The organism is Verrucosispora sp. SN26_14.1, assembly GCF_004307965.1.
Lineage (GTDB): Bacteria > Actinomycetota > Actinomycetes > Mycobacteriales > Micromonosporaceae > Micromonospora.
Map to the genome: position 1 here is coordinate 1 of NZ_SISL01000103.1, position 15,717 is coordinate 15,717.

Annotated in this window: 16 protein-coding genes and 1 pseudogene; 9 read left to right on the forward strand and 8 right to left on the reverse strand. The window is 71.0% G+C overall.

Annotated elements, in window-relative coordinates:
• Nucleotides 1–49: 49 nt before the first annotated feature.
• A pseudogene (ccsB, locus tag EYA84_RS12345) lies at nt 50–820 on the forward strand (c-type cytochrome biogenesis protein CcsB); the annotation flags it as partial.
• A gap of 65 nt (nt 821–885) precedes the next feature.
• Nucleotides 886–2,367: an ATP-binding protein gene (locus EYA84_RS12350; protein WP_201272376.1), complete on the forward strand. Its 1,482-nt coding sequence runs from the start codon at nt 886–888 to the stop codon at nt 2,365–2,367.
• Between the two features lie 30 nt (nt 2,368–2,397).
• Here the strand turns inward: EYA84_RS12350 and EYA84_RS12355 are convergent, their stop codons facing one another.
• A complete protein-coding gene (locus tag EYA84_RS12355) occupies nt 2,398–2,598 on the reverse strand; it encodes a hypothetical protein (RefSeq protein ID WP_131053182.1) in 201 nt (66 codons plus the stop codon).
• 285 nt (nt 2,599–2,883) lie between these two features.
• Between EYA84_RS12355 and EYA84_RS12360 the strand changes: the two genes are divergently transcribed.
• The gene (locus EYA84_RS12360; protein WP_131053183.1) at nt 2,884–3,435 is read left to right on the forward strand and encodes a DUF5753 domain-containing protein; all 552 of its coding nucleotides are present in this window, start codon (nt 2,884–2,886) and stop codon (nt 3,433–3,435) included.
• 5 nt (nt 3,436–3,440) lie between these two features.
• Nucleotides 3,441–3,632: a DUF397 domain-containing protein gene (locus tag EYA84_RS12365; RefSeq protein WP_117229321.1), complete on the forward strand. Its 192-nt coding sequence runs from the start codon at nt 3,441–3,443 to the stop codon at nt 3,630–3,632.
• Between the two features lie 52 nt (nt 3,633–3,684).
• Here the strand turns inward: EYA84_RS12365 and EYA84_RS12370 are convergent, their stop codons facing one another.
• Both EYA84_RS12370 and EYA84_RS12375 read right to left on the reverse strand, forming a co-directional pair.
• Nucleotides 3,685–4,569: a transglutaminase-like domain-containing protein gene (locus tag EYA84_RS12370; protein WP_131053184.1), complete on the reverse strand. Its 885-nt coding sequence runs from the start codon at nt 4,567–4,569 to the stop codon at nt 3,685–3,687.
• 103 nt (nt 4,570–4,672) lie between these two features.
• Nucleotides 4,673–6,085, reverse strand: coding sequence for a hypothetical protein (locus EYA84_RS12375; protein ID WP_131053185.1), 1,413 nt, complete (start codon nt 6,083–6,085; stop codon nt 4,673–4,675).
• Between the two features lie 175 nt (nt 6,086–6,260).
• On the opposite strand from EYA84_RS12375, the gene EYA84_RS12380 reads away from it, so the two are divergent.
• Nucleotides 6,261–7,721, forward strand: coding sequence for a menaquinone biosynthesis decarboxylase (locus EYA84_RS12380; protein ID WP_131053186.1), 1,461 nt, complete (start codon nt 6,261–6,263; stop codon nt 7,719–7,721).
• Nucleotides 7,721–8,635 carry a menaquinone biosynthesis prenyltransferase MqnP gene (gene mqnP / locus EYA84_RS12385; protein WP_131053187.1) on the forward strand — a complete coding sequence of 305 codons (915 nt, stop codon included), beginning with the start codon at nt 7,721–7,723 and terminating at the stop codon, nt 8,633–8,635. The genes EYA84_RS12380 and mqnP overlap by 1 nt, the downstream gene beginning before the upstream one ends.
• Before the next feature lie 24 nt (nt 8,636–8,659).
• On the opposite strand, the gene EYA84_RS12390 is transcribed toward mqnP, so the two are convergent.
• Nucleotides 8,660–9,646, reverse strand: a complete 987-nt coding sequence (locus EYA84_RS12390; RefSeq protein ID WP_131053188.1) for a terpene synthase family protein — start codon at nt 9,644–9,646, stop codon at nt 8,660–8,662.
• A gap of 173 nt (nt 9,647–9,819) precedes the next feature.
• On the opposite strand from EYA84_RS12390, the gene EYA84_RS12395 reads away from it, so the two are divergent.
• Nucleotides 9,820–10,449, forward strand: coding sequence for a UbiX family flavin prenyltransferase (locus EYA84_RS12395; RefSeq protein ID WP_131053189.1), 630 nt, complete (start codon nt 9,820–9,822; stop codon nt 10,447–10,449).
• 29 nt (nt 10,450–10,478) lie between these two features.
• On the opposite strand, the gene EYA84_RS12400 is transcribed toward EYA84_RS12395, so the two are convergent.
• Entirely contained in the window at nt 10,479–10,745 is a 267-nt protein-coding gene (locus tag EYA84_RS12400) for a BldC family transcriptional regulator (RefSeq protein WP_131053190.1), read from the reverse strand.
• A gap of 268 nt (nt 10,746–11,013) precedes the next feature.
• Here EYA84_RS12400 and EYA84_RS12405 point away from each other — a divergent pair, with 268 nt between their 5' ends.
• Both EYA84_RS12405 and EYA84_RS12410 read left to right on the forward strand, forming a co-directional pair.
• Entirely contained in the window at nt 11,014–11,472 is a 459-nt protein-coding gene (locus tag EYA84_RS12405) for an Lrp/AsnC family transcriptional regulator (protein WP_131053191.1), read from the forward strand.
• A 22-nt stretch (nt 11,473–11,494) separates the two neighbouring features.
• Nucleotides 11,495–12,586 (forward strand): PLP-dependent cysteine synthase family protein, encoded by a 1,092-nt coding sequence (locus EYA84_RS12410; RefSeq protein WP_131053192.1) that lies wholly within the window; start codon nt 11,495–11,497, stop codon nt 12,584–12,586.
• Nucleotides 12,587–12,599: 13 nt separating this feature from the next.
• Here EYA84_RS12410 and EYA84_RS12415 read toward each other — a convergent pair whose 3' ends face one another.
• The 3 genes from EYA84_RS12415 to EYA84_RS12425 form a co-directional block, all read right to left on the reverse strand.
• Nucleotides 12,600–13,229: a putative glycolipid-binding domain-containing protein gene (locus tag EYA84_RS12415; protein ID WP_394347564.1), complete on the reverse strand. Its 630-nt coding sequence runs from the start codon at nt 13,227–13,229 to the stop codon at nt 12,600–12,602.
• 55 nt (nt 13,230–13,284) lie between these two features.
• Entirely contained in the window at nt 13,285–14,913 is a 1,629-nt protein-coding gene (locus tag EYA84_RS12420; protein WP_387258357.1) for a DEAD/DEAH box helicase, read from the reverse strand.
• Nucleotides 14,914–15,099: 186 nt separating this feature from the next.
• On the reverse strand, nt 15,100–15,315 hold the full coding sequence (locus tag EYA84_RS12425) for a hypothetical protein (protein WP_131053194.1): 216 nt from the start codon (nt 15,313–15,315) through the stop codon (nt 15,100–15,102).
• Nucleotides 15,316–15,717 lie beyond the last annotated feature (402 nt).

The following is a 15,717-nucleotide window of genomic DNA, read 5'->3' on the forward strand; positions in this document are numbered from 1 at the left end:
CATACGAGATGAGCGCTAGTCTCGTGGGCTCGGCGATGTGTCTAAGAGACAGCGCACCGCGAAGCGGGCCGCACTCGCCGGCTGGATCGCGGTGGCCCTGACCGGCGTGGGCGCGGCCCTGCACCTGGTCGGGCTGGTCACGCGGGGTATCGCCGCCGAGCGGATGCCCTGGGGCAACATGTACGAGTTCGTGCTCACGGTCTCGTTCATCGGGGTGGCCGCCTGGCTGGTGGTGCTCTGGAAGGTGCCGTCGCTGCGCCGCCTCGGGCTGTTCCTGACCCTGGTCATGGTGCTGCTGGTGGCCACCGCCGAGCTGGTGCTCTACACCCCGATCGTGCCGCTGGTGCCGGCGCTCAACTCGTACTGGTTCGTCGTGCACGTGTCGACCGTCGTCTTCGCCTCGGGACTGTTCCTGCTGGGCTCGGTGCCGGCCGCCACGTATCTGATGCGGGCCGGCTACGAACGCGGCAAGCGCAGCTTCCCGTACACGCTGGCGAAGAAGCTGCCGGCGGCGGCCAGCCTGGAACGCCTCACCTTCGTCCTGCACGCCTTCGCGTTCCCGCTCTTCACCTTCGCGGTGATCGCCGGTGCGATCTGGGCCGAGGCGGCCTGGGGTCGGCCGTGGGGCTGGGACCCGAAGGAGACCTGGTCGTTCATCTCCTGGGTGATCTACGCCGGTTACCTGCACGCCCGCGCGACGCCGAGTGTGAAGCGCAACGTGGCCGCCTGGCTTGCCATCCTGGGCTTCCTGACGGTGCTGATGAACCTCTTCGGCGTGAACATCTTCTTCGAGGGCCTGCACTCCTACGGCGGTCTGTGAGGACAGAACCCAGGATGTAGAACTACACTTCTTGTAACTGTAGTTCTACATTTTGGTGGTCCGCCATGAGGCTGTCGAAGCCTGTCGAGATCTTCGACCGCGACGCGGAATGGGCCGAGCTGACCCGTTTCGCGACCGACGTTCGCCCAGGTGCAACGCTCGGAGTCGTCAGCGGGCGCCGCCGCCAGGGCAAGACCCTGCTTCTGTACGAGTTGGCAAAGGCCACCCGCGGGTTCTACTTCGGGGCGACCGAGGCGACGCCGGCCGAGTCCCTTCGGCGACTCGGTGAAGCTCTCGGCCGGTACGCCGGCAGCCCGGGCCCGGTGCAACTGTCGGACTGGCAGCATGCCGTTGACGCCCTGCTCGCCTTGGGCAAGGAGCGTGCCGTCACCGTGGTGATCGATGAGTTCCCCTACCTGGCCAGGGCCAGCCGGGATCTTCCGTCGATCATCCAGCACGCACTCACCCCTGGCCGACCTGAGCGCACCGGCTCACGTACCCGCCTTCTCCTGTGCGGATCGGCGCTCTCCTTCATGGGCGGTCTGTTGGCCGGCTCCGCACCGCTGCGGGGCCGGGCCGGGCTCGAACTGCCGATCGCGCCGCTCGACTACCGCGCCGCAGCGGAGTTCTGGGGTATCGGTGACCCGCGACTCGCCGTCCAGGTGTTCGCCATCGTGGGCGGCACGCCGGCCTACCGGCGGGAGTACGTCCAGGACGACGCGCCGGAGGGGCCTGACGACTTCGACGACTGGGTGGTGCGCGCCGTGCTGAATCCGGCCCGGCCACTCTTCCGCGAGGCGCGCTACCTGCTCGCCGAGGAACCGGATCTGCGCGACACCGCGCTCTACCATTCAGTGTTGGCTGCGGTCGCCGAGGGCAGCGCCACCCGGGGCGGCATCGCCGGTTTCATCGGGCGCAAAGCCACCGACTTGCAGCATCCGTTGACGGTCCTGGAAGACGCCGGGCTGCTCGTGCGGGAGCCTGACCCGCTGCGTAGCGGGCGTAGCCGGTACCGGATCGCCGAGCCGTTGATCACCTTCTACCAGGCTCTGATGCGTCCCGCATGGACCGCTCTGGAGCAGCGCCGTGGCGCGGACGTCTGGCGCCGATCCCAGCAGCGATACGCGAGCGCGGTGCTGGGCCCCGGCTTCGAGGAAATGGTCCGGCAGTGGACGCTGCGTTTCGTCGCCCCCGAAACGCTGGGTGGCATCGCCGCCGAAGTGCAGGCGGCGGTGCTCACGGACCCGGCGAGCCGGACGAGTCAGGAACTCGACCTGGTGGCGCTCGGGGAACTGCCGGCAGGTGACGGCCCACGACCATTGCTGGCCCTGGGGGAGGCCAAGTGGGGTCGTACGCTGGGCCGCTCAGATTTCGAACGGCTGGTCCGGGCACGTGAGCTGCTGCGGGGGCGGCCCGGTCTCGATCTGGATCACACGCGGTTGTTGCTCGCCAGCGCTGCGGGGTTCACCGACGAGCTGCGGCAGCTAGCCGTCAGCCGACCGGACGTGGTCCTGGTTGATGCCGCCCGGCTCTACTCCGGCGAGTGAACCGGCTGCCGGCCCTGGTCGGCGCCGTAGTCACCAGTCCCTGCCGAGGCGGCTCAGGGTCTCGTCGACGCGCAGCGTGATCTGGTAGGCGATCTCCGGCACGTCGGCCAGGTCGATGCGCTCGGCACGCATCTCCAGCTGCGCGTGCAGTTCCCGGGCGATCGCGTCGCGGAGACTGGTGAGCAGCGGCGACAACCCGTCCGGATCGCCGACGACGTACGCGTCCGACATGCGCCAATCCTGCCGTCCCCGACGCCCGCCGCCCCCGCACCTGTGAGATATCCCGTCCGTGCTCTGCCTCCGCCGAGGAGATCTTGGACAGTCTCCGTTATCTACGAACGGCAACTGTCCAAGATCTCAAACGTCGACGCGTCGTGGGCTCAAGGGGCTGAGGTTTCGGGCGGACGGGGTGTGCGCGGGGCGGCCCAGCCGAGGAAGCGTTCGTGTAGCGACGCGGGCTTCGGCACGTTGTGTGGATCGAGTCGATACAGGTCGTCCACGGCGTCGTACAGCATCATGCTGGTCCGGCTCGGGTCGCCGCAGTGGATGCAGGAGTGGGAGGCCAACGAGCGGCAGGCGACCGTGCTGCGCTCGTTCCAGAACACGGTGGTGCCGGGACTGTTGCAGACCTCGGCGTACGCCCGCGCGTTGTTCCGCAGCGTCGGCCTCTACGACGAGGAGGAGGTGGAGCAGCGGGCGTCGGCCCGGCTGGAGCGGCAGGCGGTGCTGACCCGCGAGCGACCGCCGCAGCTCGTCGCGGTGCTGGACGAACACGTGCTGCGTCGCCCGGTCGGCGGCCCGCTGGTGATGCGGGAGCAGTTGCGCCGGCTGGTCAAGCTGGCCACCGAACAGCCCCGGGTGCGGCTGCACGTGGTGCCCGCCTCGGTCGGCGCGTATCCAGGTGTCGCCGGGGCTTTCGTGCTGGCTACCCTTCCCGGTGGGAAGTACGTCGCCTACCTGGATGACCAACTCAAGGGTCAGGTCATCGACGACGCCGAGGACGTCGGGCGTCCTGGGAGGCGATCCAGGGCGAGGCGCTGCCGCCCCGGCAGTCGATCGAGTTGTTGACGGAGGTGGCGGAGCTGACCGGTGCCCGGTGGCGCACCAGCACCCGGAGCAGCACCAACGGCGGCAACTGCGTCGAGGTGGCCGACAACCTGCCCGGCGTGGTCGCCGTACGCGACAGCAAGGACCGGGACGGCGAGGTGCTGATCTTCGGCCCGGCCGCCTGGCGCGCGTTCGTGGCGCTGGCCCGCCGCCACTGACCTGCCGTCTATCGCCCGTGGGGCGAGTCGACCACCGGCCATGCCGGAGAGGTCAGACCGGTTCGTCGCGGTGGCGCAGGTCGTTGCGGACGGTGGGCGGGACGCGTAGCCGCTCATCCGTGCAGAGTCGCCGCAACTCGTCCGCATTCCCGTCGGGATCGCGGGTGAGTCGGGCCAACTCGTCGAAGAGTGCCATCCGCTCCTCGTCGATCGTCTCCTCCGGCTCCGGCATCGCACCCCAACTGTCCCAGGGCAGCAGTTCCGTCGTGCCCAGCGCGGCGGCGTCCCGCATCAGGTTGCCGGCGATCCACCACCAGCCGGCCTCGTCGGTCCCGGTGAGCCCGAAGGTGTCCGGGTCGGCGCGGCCCGCACGGCACCGCGCCCAGGCATCACCGGCGACCAGGAACCGGTCCCGTGATACGTCCATGGTGTCGAAGTCGATGCCGAACAGCTCTCGTTGGAACTCGTCGAGCTGGGCGTCGACCATGATCCAACGGCGCTGCTCCGCGTTCCAGTACTCGCCGACCCAGTGGTCCTCGTACCGCCCCTGTGCCAGGTAGTCGCCGAAGCCGCAGCGGGCGCGGGCCGGCACGCCACGAGCCCGCAGCACGGTGACCAGCAGGACGCTGTAGTGCCGGCAGTTCCCCGCCATCCGGTGCTCGGGCTCCCGCGGGACGTCCAGCGGCCGGTCGTCCCGGGTCACGATGCCGGCGAGCAGCTCGGCGGCGGGCCGCAGGTGCACGCTGCGCCGGTCGGCATCGGACAGGGTGACGCCGTACGCCCCGGCTATGTGCTCGTGGATCACCAGTCCCTGGATCGTCCGGGCGATCGCCGCCGGGTCCGCCGGCACCGCGTCGAGGAGTCCGGCGTACGCCCCGGCGGAGGTCAGCCGCCCCGGCCGCGCGTACCGGGAGAGAGTCGTCGATTCGTGGTGCATCCGATCCATTTCTGCGATCAGCTCGAAAGGGCTCGACCAGGCAGAGGTGACCGGTCCGGGATGGGCGGAACCAGCCCCGGTCACCATCCCGAACCGGCCACCATCAGGACTGAATCTGGACGACGACCGCTACCTCGTCGTTGTCCCGGTCGTCGTCCCACCAGGAGGGGTACGGCCCGGGCATGTTGAGGCTCACCGCGCCGGCCGCACCACCCACGGAGGTGATCCGGACCCCGAAGTCCACCTGATAGGTCTCACCGGCGGCGAACACCGAGCTGGGTACCGCGCAGCGGTACCAGGAGGCCCCGGGTTGCGGCTCGCCGCTGTACCAGCCGTCCTCCGACTCGTAAAGCGCGACACAGCGGTCGGGCACGGACTCCACGGTCACCCCGGACGGCACCCGGACGTAGAACGGTGCCACCTCGCCCGCGCCGCTGCGGAAGTCGTCGAGGTCTCCCGCGCCGATGTTCCGGACCCCGGCGCGCAGGATGGTCGAACCGCCGACCGGACCGACGACCGGCTCGGCCAGGGCGGCCAGGTCCAGGCTGTTCGGCACGTTGTCGACGTAGAAGGAGGCCCAGTTGTCGCCCGGGTCGATCTCGGGCGTCAGGACGCGGGCCGCTGCGGACGTGGTCCGGCTGGGACGCAGCCTCAGCTTGGTGCCGCCCTCCCGGCGCTGGTAGCCGAGTTGCGTCGGCAGCGCCGCAGCACCGGTCAGCGGCTCGACGAACTGGTCGAGGCTCTCCCCGGCGTAGGCAGAGCCGCCGATCTCGAACCCGAAGCCGCCGGACACCTCCATCGTCGCTCCCGGGCGGACCCGTCCGTTCAGGTCGCAGACGACCGAGGTCCGGTGACCGGTGAGCGGGGCGTACCAGCAGTTGGACCAGGTCGACGGCGTCAACCCCGAGGAGAGGGTGAAGGTGATCCGGACTCCTCTGCTGGTCCGGTTGCCGACGTTCGTGAGCCGGATCGGCGCGGACAACAGATCACCGACCGCAGCCGTGTCGACCCGCCCGCCGCCCAGGTTGACCAGGTCCGCGCCGTCACCGACGGACACCGTCGCCGTGGCGACGAAGGGATCGGCGTTGTCGGCCACCGCTCGGTACGACACTGTGGCGCTGTCGCCCCCGGAGGCACCGGCCAGTGGCCGGAACAACACCGGGATGCTGCCGATCTGGAGGCTCGAGTCCGGGTCGACGTCCGGTGGCAGCGGGCAGGTGACCTGGGTGCCCGACGTGGCGCACCAGGCGGGGAACTCGGCGGAAGCCACGCCGAGCAGGCCGGTCAGGTCGACGACGACCCGTGGATTCACCGCGTCCTGGGCGTACACGTAGAGCGGCTTGGCCTTGCCGGGGGCGCCGGCTGCGCCGATCACGACATCGTCGAGCTGGGCCTGGAACCAACCGGACCCGGTCTCGGCCTGGGCCGGAGCACCGAGCGCCACGAGTGAGGCGGTGACCGCCAACACCACGGCGGCTCGTCCCGCACGGGCGTGCGGGCGTCGCGCAGATCGCATGTGACTCCTTGCGTGGAGGGACCCGACGGCACGCCGACACCACCCGTGGCGGGGCCGTTCGGGAACCATGAGCTTAGATGCGCGGTACGACACACGACGCCCCGTGCGACGTGATCTCCGCCCGAAAGTCGGCCCGGCTTGGCAGGCGGGTCCGGCGGTGCGGGAGACTTGCTGCATGGCGGCTCGTGGGTTCCCGTACACCGATCTGAAGGACTTCCTGGCGGCGTTGGAGCGCGCGGGCGAGCTACGGCGCGTCGGCGTACCGGTCGATCCGGCGCTGGAGATCAGCGAGGTCGTCACGCGGACCGTGCGGGCGGACGGGCCGGCGCTGCTCTTCGAGCGGCCCACCCGGGGCGAGATGCCGGTGGCGATCAACCTCTTCGGCACCGAGAAGCGCACCGCGATGGCGCTCGGCGTCGAGTCGCTGGACGAGATCGGCAACCGGATCGGCGAGATGCTCAAGCCGGAACTGCCGATGGGCTTCTCCGGCATGATGGGCGGCCTGGGCAAGGTGATGCAGCTCAAGTCGATGCCGCCCAAGAAGGTCAAGACCGCCCCGTGCCAGCAGGTGGTCTACCGGGGCGACGACGTCGACCTGAACCGGCTGCCGGGGCTCCAGGTGTGGCCGGGCGACGGCGGCATCTTCCACAACTTCGGGCTGACCCACACCAAGCACCCGGAGTCCGGCAAGCGCAACCTCGGCCTCTACCGGCTCCAGCAGCACAGCCACAACACGCTCGGCATGCACTGGCAGATCCACAAGAACTCCACCGCGCACCACGCCGTGGCCGAGCGGCTGGGCCAGCGGCTGCCGGTCGCCATCGCCATCGGCTGCGACCCGGTGGTCAGCTACGCGTCCAGCGCGCCGCTCCCCGCCGACATCGACGAGTACCTGTTCGCCGGGTTCCTGCGTGGCGAGCGGGTGGAGATGGTCGACTGCCTGACCGTCCCGTTGCAGGTGCCCGCGCACGCCCAGGTGGTGCTGGAGGGCTACCTGGAGCCGGGGGAGCGCCTGCCCGAGGGACCGTTCGGCGACCACACCGGCTTCTACACCCCCGTCGAGCCGTTCCCGGTGCTGCACGTCGAGGCGATGACCATGCAGCGTGACCCGGTCTACCACACGATCGTCACCTCGAAGCCGCCGCAGGAGGACCACGGTCTCGGCAAGGCCACCGAGCGGATCTTCGCGCCGCTGCTGCGCTTCCTCATCCCGGACATCGTCGACTACGACCTGCCGGCCGCCGGGGTCTTCCACAACTGCGCGATCGTGTCGATCCGCAAGCGGTACCCGAAGCACGCGCAGAAGGTGATGAACGCGATCTGGGGCGCGCACATGATGTCGCTGACCAAGCTGATCGTGATCGTGGACGAGGACTGCGACGTGCACGACTACCGCGAGGTGGCGTTCCGCGCCTTCGGCAACGTCGACTACGCCCGTGACCTGCTGCTCACCGAGGGGCCGGTGGACCACCTGGACCACGCCTCCTACCAGCAGTTCTGGGGCGGCAAGGCGGGCATCGACGCCACCCGCAAGCTGCCCACCGAGGGCTACACCCGGGGCTGGCCGGAGGAGATGACCATGTCGCCCGAGGTCGTCTCGCTGGTCGACAAGCGCTGGAAGGAGTACGGCATCTGATGGCGACCGCCGCCGTGGAGCCGGCCGAACGTCCCGGGCGCGTGAAGTCCTTCCTCAAGCTCGTGGCGATCGAGCACTCGGTGTTCGCGTTGCCGTTCGCGTACCTGTCGGCGTTGACCGCGATGCAGGTCAACGGTGGCCGGGTGCGCTGGCTCGACCTGCTGCTGATCACCGTGGCGATGGTCGGGGCGCGGACGTTCGCGATGGCCGCGAACCGCATCCTGGATCGCCGGATCGACGCGCGGAACCCGCGTACCGCCAACCGGGAGCTGGTCACCGGCGCGGTGAGCCTGCGCACGGCCTGGACCGGCGCGGGCGTCGCCCTGGTGGTCTTCCTGGCCGCCGCCGCCCTGCTCAACCCGCTCTGTCTGGTGCTCGCGCCGCTGGCCGTGGTGCCGTTGGTGGTCTACCCGTACGGCAAGCGGTTCACCAACTGGCCGCACGCCATCCTGGCGCTCGCCCAGGCGGTCGGGCCGATCGGTGCCTGGCTGGCGGTCACCGGCACCTTCGCCGGCTCCGGACCGGCCTGGCTGCTCGGCGCGGCCGTCGGCCTGTGGATCGGCGGCTTCGACCTGATCTACGCCTGCCAGGACGCCGAGGTGGACCGCGAGATCGGGGTGCACAGCGTGCCGTCGCGGTACGGCCTGCGCTTCGCCCTGCACGCCTCCACGGTCTCGCACGTGGTGACGTTCGCCCTGTTCGGATGGTTCGGCGTGCTGGTCGGCTTCGGCTGGCTCTGGTGGATCGGTCTGCTGCTCACCGCCGTCGCCTTCGGCTACCAGCACCTGGTGGTCACGCCGACCGACCTGAGTCGGGTCAACCGGGCGTTCTTCACCGCCAACGGTTTCGTCGGCATCGCCCTGTTCGCCTTCGCCGTGCTCGACCTGGTCGTCCGGCTCGGCCTGCGCCCCTGAACCCACGTGTTAGGAAGGGACCCTTCATCTACCGGAGGCGTTAGTAAGGGGCCCTTCCTTACCCGCGTAGCGGGTGCTCTCCAGCGTCCAGTCGATGGTGCCGCGCAGGGCCCGGGACACCCCGTCGAGATGGGTGGTGACGGCCTCGTCCAGCGCCGGGCCGAACGACGGCACCCGGGTCCGCTGGTCGACGAACTCCCGCAACGTCTCGTGCCAGCGTCGGGTCACCGACTCGATCGCGGCCTCCCGGGACAGCCGGTGTTCGGCGGCAGTCGCCAGCACCAGGTTGTGCCCTCCGGCGGTGGCCTCGTCGCGCTCCAGCGAGGCGAGGTCGTTGTACCAGGAGAGCAGGTCGTTGCCGAGGTCCCGGAACCGGCTCAGCGCCGGATGGTGGTAGACCGCGTCGGGCAGGGGCCGACCGGTGACGAACTCGCCCAGCAGATACGACACGTACGCGGCCGAGGTGGCGCGGCGCAGTTCGACGTACTCGGTGACGCCGGGCCGGTGGCCGTCGGCCTTGTTGGCCGCCTCCTGCCAGGTCCCGTCGAGATGGTAGGCGACCGCGTCGGCGAATCGTGCCCGCCAGGGGGCCGGCATCCGGCGGCGCGGCTCCCGCCACGCGGTCACCAGCAGCCGCCGCAACGGCCCGACCAGCCCGGTCTGCGGTGACCGGGTCTGCCCGCGCAACAACGCCAGTACACCGTCGCGCAGTCCACGGATCTCGGTGAGGGTGAACTGGCCGGGCTTGTCACAGGCGTCGTCGACCAGGAAGAACCAGGTGAACAGCGCGGTGAGCACCCGCAGGTCGGGCTCGTCGGCGTCCGGGTAGAGCCGGCCGGCGTAGCGGGCGAAGCGGGCCCCGGCCAGGAGCCTGGCGGTCGCCGGGTCCACGGTCAGCCCGGTCCGGGGCAGCCAGTGGATCAACCACTCCTGCACGTCGTCCGCGTACGGTGACAGGCTGGACGGGATCGGACACGCGTCCCGCAGCGAGGGCAGGACGTCCCGACTCATCCCGATCCCTCCTCTGAGGTGCCGTACCGCATGCGGCACCAGGAGCATGCCAGGTCGCGAAGGTCCCCGCACGCCGATCGGACATCGGTGTCGTAACGCCCGCAGACCGCCGGATCAGGGCAGGTCCCGGGGGTACTGCACCGGCGTCGACGGTGACCAGGCAGGCTTGGGGGATGCGTGAACCATGGGTGGTCGGGGTCTCCGGGGCCTCCGGCACGCCGTACGCGGCCGCAGTCGTCCGCGGGCTGCTCGACGCCGGGGAGTCGGTGGACCTGATCGTCTCCCGGGCCGCCCGGCTGACCGTGCTGGACGAGACCGGCAGACCGTTCCGGGACGCCCACTGGGCCGACGACCTAAGTGCCTGGCTCGGTCGTGACCTGGACGGAGCGGACGTGCGGCACTGGCCCGCCGGTGACCTGGCGGCCGGGCCGAGCAGCGGCTCGTACCCGGTGCGTGGCATGGCGGTGGTGCCCGCGAGCACGGCCGCCTGCGCCGGCATCGCCATCGGCCTGTCCAAGGACCTGTTGCAGCGCGCCGCCGAGGTCAACCTCAAGGAGCGCCGACGGGTCGTGGTGGTGCCCCGGGAGACCCCGGTGACCCGTAGCCACCTGGAACACCTGATCGCGTTGCACGACGCCGGTGCGGTGGTGCTGCCGGCCAGTCCCGGCTTCTACGGCGCGGGAGCCGCGGCCACGGCGGCCCAACTCGTGGACTTCGTGGCCGGCAAGGTGCTCGACGCTCTCGGCGTACCGCACACCCTGTTCCGCAGGTGGGCGGGGAAGTTGAACGCGGACCGGACCTGACGACCGGTCCGCGTCCTGACCCGCACCACTCAGTACATGCCGGCGTTGGCCGGACCTGGGCCGGTCGAGGCGGCTGGGCCGTTGTTGCGTGGTCTGCCCATCTCGTCCGCCTCGTCCAGCATGCCCTCCCCTTCAAGCAGGGCCCGCACCTCGGATTCCCGAAACCGGCGGTGCCCTCCTGGAGTCCGGATACTGCCGATCCGGCCCGCTGCCGCCCATCGCGTGACAGTCTTCGGGTCAACCCGAAACAGCGCGGCGACCTCACCCGGTGTCAGCAGGCGATCTCCAGTGTCCACAGCCCCCTCCTCGCGTCGACGAAGCCCCCGGCTGAACACACTGCCCCCGGCCGGTGCGAGCCCAGAGCCGTCATGAGGGACGTATGGCAATTACAGCACCAGCGAACTGGCCTGTCCGCCAAACGCGAAAAACGCACTGAGTGAGAAGTTAGTAAATGGTATCGGCGGCACGCCCTTCCGACCCTGGGTATGCGAACTGTCACCCACTGCCATGCCCAACCGACACCGGAGTCCCGGTGTCACACGCCGCCGACTAGGGTCACAGTCCGTGGACGCCATCGACCGCAGCCTCGTGGACCTGCTCCGGGGCAACGCCCGCCTGTCGTACGCCGAACTGGCCCGCCAGGTCGGCCTATCCGCGCCGGCAGTGCACGAACGGGTCGGCAAGTTGGAGTCCGGCGGGGTCATCCGGGCCTACCGGGCCGACGTCGAGCCGGAGGCCGTGGGGCTGGGCGTCACCGCCCTGATCGGCATCGTCGAGGACTCCGGCGCGGACACCGACGACGTGCTGGAGGCGTTCCGGGCGATACCGGAGATCGAGTCCTGCTACTTCATGGCCGGAGTCGAGTCCTTCCTGCTCAAGGCGCGGGTGAGCACCATCGTCGAGCTGGAGCGCCTGATCGTACGGCTGAACCGGACACCCGGGGTGGCCTCCACCCGGACCGGCATCGCCCTGTCGACCAAGTGGGAGAACCGGCCCCAGCCGGTGGCGCAGACCACGTCCTGAGCGGCTTGCTACCTTTCCGAGCGTGACTCATCTCGACCGGTGCGACGAAGCCTGCCGGCAGTGGGTGACCGAGGCGATCGCCGCCGTCGAGGCGGACGCCAACCGGTCCGCCGACACCCACCTGCTGCCCTTCCCGCTGCCCCGGTCGTGGGGGATCGACCTCTATCTCAAGGACGAGTCGGTGCACCCGACCGGCTCGCTCAAGCACCGGCTGGCCCGCTCGCTCTTCCTGTACGGGCTCTGCAACGGCCGGATCGGGCCGGAGACCACGATCGTCGAGGCGTCGTCGGGCTCCACGGCGGTCTCCGAGGCGTACTTCGCGCGGATGCTGGGGTTGCCGTTCATCGCGGTGATGCCCGCCTCGACGTCGCCGGAGAAGATCGCCCAGATCGAGTTCCAGGGCGGCCGGTGCCACCTGGTGCAGGATCCGGCCAAGGTGGTCATCGAGGCACGCTGGCTCGCCGAGGACTCCGGCGGGCACTACATGGACCAGTTCACCTACGCCGAACGGGCGACCGACTGGCGGGGCAACAACAACATCGCCGAGTCGATCTACGCGCAGCTCGCGCTGGAACGCCATCCCGTACCCGCCTGGGTGGTGGTCGGCGCCGGCACCGGCGGCACCAGCGCCACCATCGGCCGGTACGCCCGCTACCGGCGACTGCCCACCAAGCTCTGCGTCGTGGACCCGGAGAACTCCGCGTTCTATCCGGCCTGGCAGGCGGCCGACTGGTCGGTCCGCACCGGCCGGGGCTCGCGCATCGAGGGGATCGGTCGGCCGACCGTGGAGGCGTCGTTCCTGCCCGCCGTGGTGGACCGGATGGTGCAGGTGCCGGACGCCGCCTCCCTGGCCGCCATGCGGGCCGGGTCGGCCGTCCTCGGCCGACGGGTGGGCGGGTCGACCGGCACCAACCTGTGGGGCGCCTTCGGGCTGATCGCGGAGATGCGCGCCGCCGGGCAGACCGGCTCGGTGGTCACGCTGATCTGCGACGCCGGCGACCGGTACGCCGACACGTACTACGCCGACGAGTGGGTGGCCGCACAGGGCCTCGACCTGGCCCCGCACCTGGCGACCGTGCAACGCTTCCTGGCCGACGCTTCCTGGCCGGGCTGAACCGGCCGACGCGTCAGCGGGGCGTCGCGCGCTCCGCCAGTCCGGGGTAGTGCCGCACGTAGCCGTCGGGGTCCACGTCGACGTCGGCGCTGAAACCGTCGCTGGTGTACCGGAACCGGTGTGGGCCCAGCCCGGTGTAGACCTGCTCGGTGGGAAACACCGTCAGGCTCGGCAGCAGCACCCAGGCCACGTCGATCCGGTGGGTGGTGTCGGCCGGCGCGGTGGTCAGGCCGAGCCGCCGCAACGGCAGCGTGTTGAACAGCGGCGAGCCGCCCAGGTCGACGTCGAGGGCGTCGGCCAGGCGGTCGGGATCCTCCAGGCCGGGCAGCCCGGCCGGAGCCCGCCCGGCGGCGGAGAGGACCGCGTCCAGGTCACCCTGCTCGGCGGCGGTCACCCGCCACCGTTCGGTCGCCCGTTCCAGGCGTACGCTCCGCCGCCACCCGGCGCCCTCGACCTCGACCTCCAGGCGGACACTGACCCACTCGGAGTCGGTGGCCACCTGGTAGCGGCAGGTGTAGGGCACCGGGTCGACCGCGATCTGGGTGCCGTACGCGGTCAGTCCGGACCCGTCGTCGACCACGGCGTGTTCGGCACCGGCCGTGTCGGACCGGGTCCACAGCAACGACTTCCGCATGGTCGACATGTTTCGGACGTTACGCCACCGCGCCCGGCCCGGCAGGCCATGCGCCGAACGACGATCAGTAGGTGTGTGCCCGGGGACGACCGGCCGACCCGCGCCGGTCCTCGCCCCGCACCTCCGAGCGCCCGCCCCGGTCGGCGCCGAACCGGCGTTCCCCGCGTGGCTGGTCGCCGTAGGAGCGGTCACCGAAGCGGCGCTCCCCGCTCGGCTGGTCGCCGTAGGAACGGTCACCGAAGCGGCGCTCCCCACGTGGCTGGTCGCTGTAGCTGCGGTCGCCGAAGCGGCGCTCGCCACGCGGCTGGTCGCCGAAGCGACGGTCCCCGCCCGGACGGTCGCCGAAGCGACGGTCGCCGCCGGGACGGTCGCCGAAGCGACGCGGGCCTCCGGTCGGCCGACCGGGCCGACGCGGCTCCTCCCGCTCCTCGCGTACCGGCACCCCGCTCGGCTCGCGGGCTCCGGTCAGCTCGGCCAGGGCGGCGTCACCGACGCGTACCCGGGTCTGCTCCGGCTCCACACCGGCCTTCTCCATCATCGCCAGGGTGGTGCGGCGCTGCTTCGGCAGCACCAGGGTCGCCACCGCGCCCGCCTCGCCGGCCCGCGCGGTGCGCCCGGCCCGGTGCAGGTAGTCCTTCGGGTCCTTCGGCGGGTCGACGTGCAACACCAGCGAGACACCGTCCACGTGGATGCCCCGGGCCGCCACGTCGGTCGCCACCAACACGTTGGTCCGGCCCTCGCGGAACTCGGCCAGGGTGCGGGTACGCATCCGCTGGGTCTTGCCGCCGTGCAGCCCACCCGCGCGTACGCCGACCGCCGCGAGCTGCGTGACCAACCGGTCCACGCCGAGCTGCGTACGGGCGAAGACGATGGTCCGGCCGGACCGTGCCGCGATCGACGCGGTCACCGGGAACTTCTCCTGCGGCGGGATCAGCAGCATGTGATGGTCCATGGTGGAGACCGCAGCGGTCGCGGGCGCGGTGGAGTGGGTCACCGGGTCGGTCATGAACCGCTTGACCAACGCGTCCACGTCGGTGTCCAGGGTGGCCGAGAAGAGCAGACGCTGGGCGTTCGCAGGCGTCTTCGCCAGCAGCTCCGTGACCTCGGGCAGGAAGCCCATGTCGGCCATCTGGTCCGCTTCGTCGAGCACGGTGACCTGGACGTCGTCCAGGCGGCAGACGCCACGGTCGATCAGGTCGGCGAGCCGGCCCGGGGTGGCCACCACCACCTCGACACCCCGGCGCAGGGCGTCGATCTGACGGTCGTAGGGCACTCCGCCGACGGCGGTCTTCAGGAAGACGCCGACGGCCTTGCCCAGCGGCAGCAGCGCGTCGTTGACCTGCATGGCGAGTTCCCGGGTGGGCACCAGGACGAGGGCACGCGGCCGCATCGGGCGGGCCTGGCCACTCTCGGCGACCCGGGCCAGCAGCGGCAGCCCGAAGGCGAGCGTCTTGCCCGAGCCGGTCTGTCCCCGGCCCAGCACGTCGCGTCCGGCGAGGGCGTCCGGCACGGTCGCGCGCTGGATCTCGAAGGGTGTGGTGATGCCCTGCCGGGCGAGGGCGCGCACGAGCGGGTGGGGCAGCCCGAGTGCGCCGAAGTCGATCGACTGGTCGGGGCCGGCGGCGTCGGCCGGCAGATCGGTGGGAACGTCAGAGGCGGACAGGGGCATGCCAGAGGCAGCGGAGGTGGTCAAGAAATGCCTTTCGAGCGGGGCGCACCTTCGCGATGTCCCGCCACGGCACTGCGCCGCCGGATCCGTCCGCAAGAACGCCCATGGGCGCGCAGGAGCGCGCCAGGTCAGTGATCACCCACCAGTGTACGGCGAGTGTCGACCCCGCGCGGGGACCGGATGGGGGTAGTGGGCGGACTCACCCGCCGTTCACCCCGGCAGAGCGCCGGTCAGACCGCTCAGGGCGTCGTTCGTCAGCAGCACGATCAGCACGCTGAACGCCACCAGCAGGCCCAGCGCGACCGCCAGCACGATCGCCACCCGCAGGGTGTTCCCGGAACGCTCGGCCGGAGTGTCCGTCCAACCCTGCGCCAGAATGTGACCGGTGAGTGACCCGGAGTTCTCCTCGCCGACCGGGAAGGCCACGGTGTTGGCTCCCGACCCGCCCGCGTAGTAGGCGCTGAGATCGGACCCGCCGGGATGGTGCGTCGCCGATCCGGCCGTGCGGGAGCCGTCCGACCGGGGACCGGGACCCGCCGTTGCCCGTGGGTCGGCCGCCGCCGCTGTCCCTGGAACCGCCGCCGACGGCGGGCCCGGTCGGACCACCGGCCTGGTGGCGTCGGGGTCGTCCAGTGGCACCGGCCGGGTCCGGTCCTGGTCGGTGCCGGTAGGAGCCGTCGGCGGCTCGGTCGGAAGCAGCCCTGGCCGTACCGAGGGTCGGGGCGCGCCTGCCGGAGAGCCGGCGCTCGGCTCGTCCCGGCGCCCGCCCGGGGTGGTGGGTGGCGGCCAGATCGGCAGCGCAGGAGCGGGCACCGCCGGTCTGTCTCT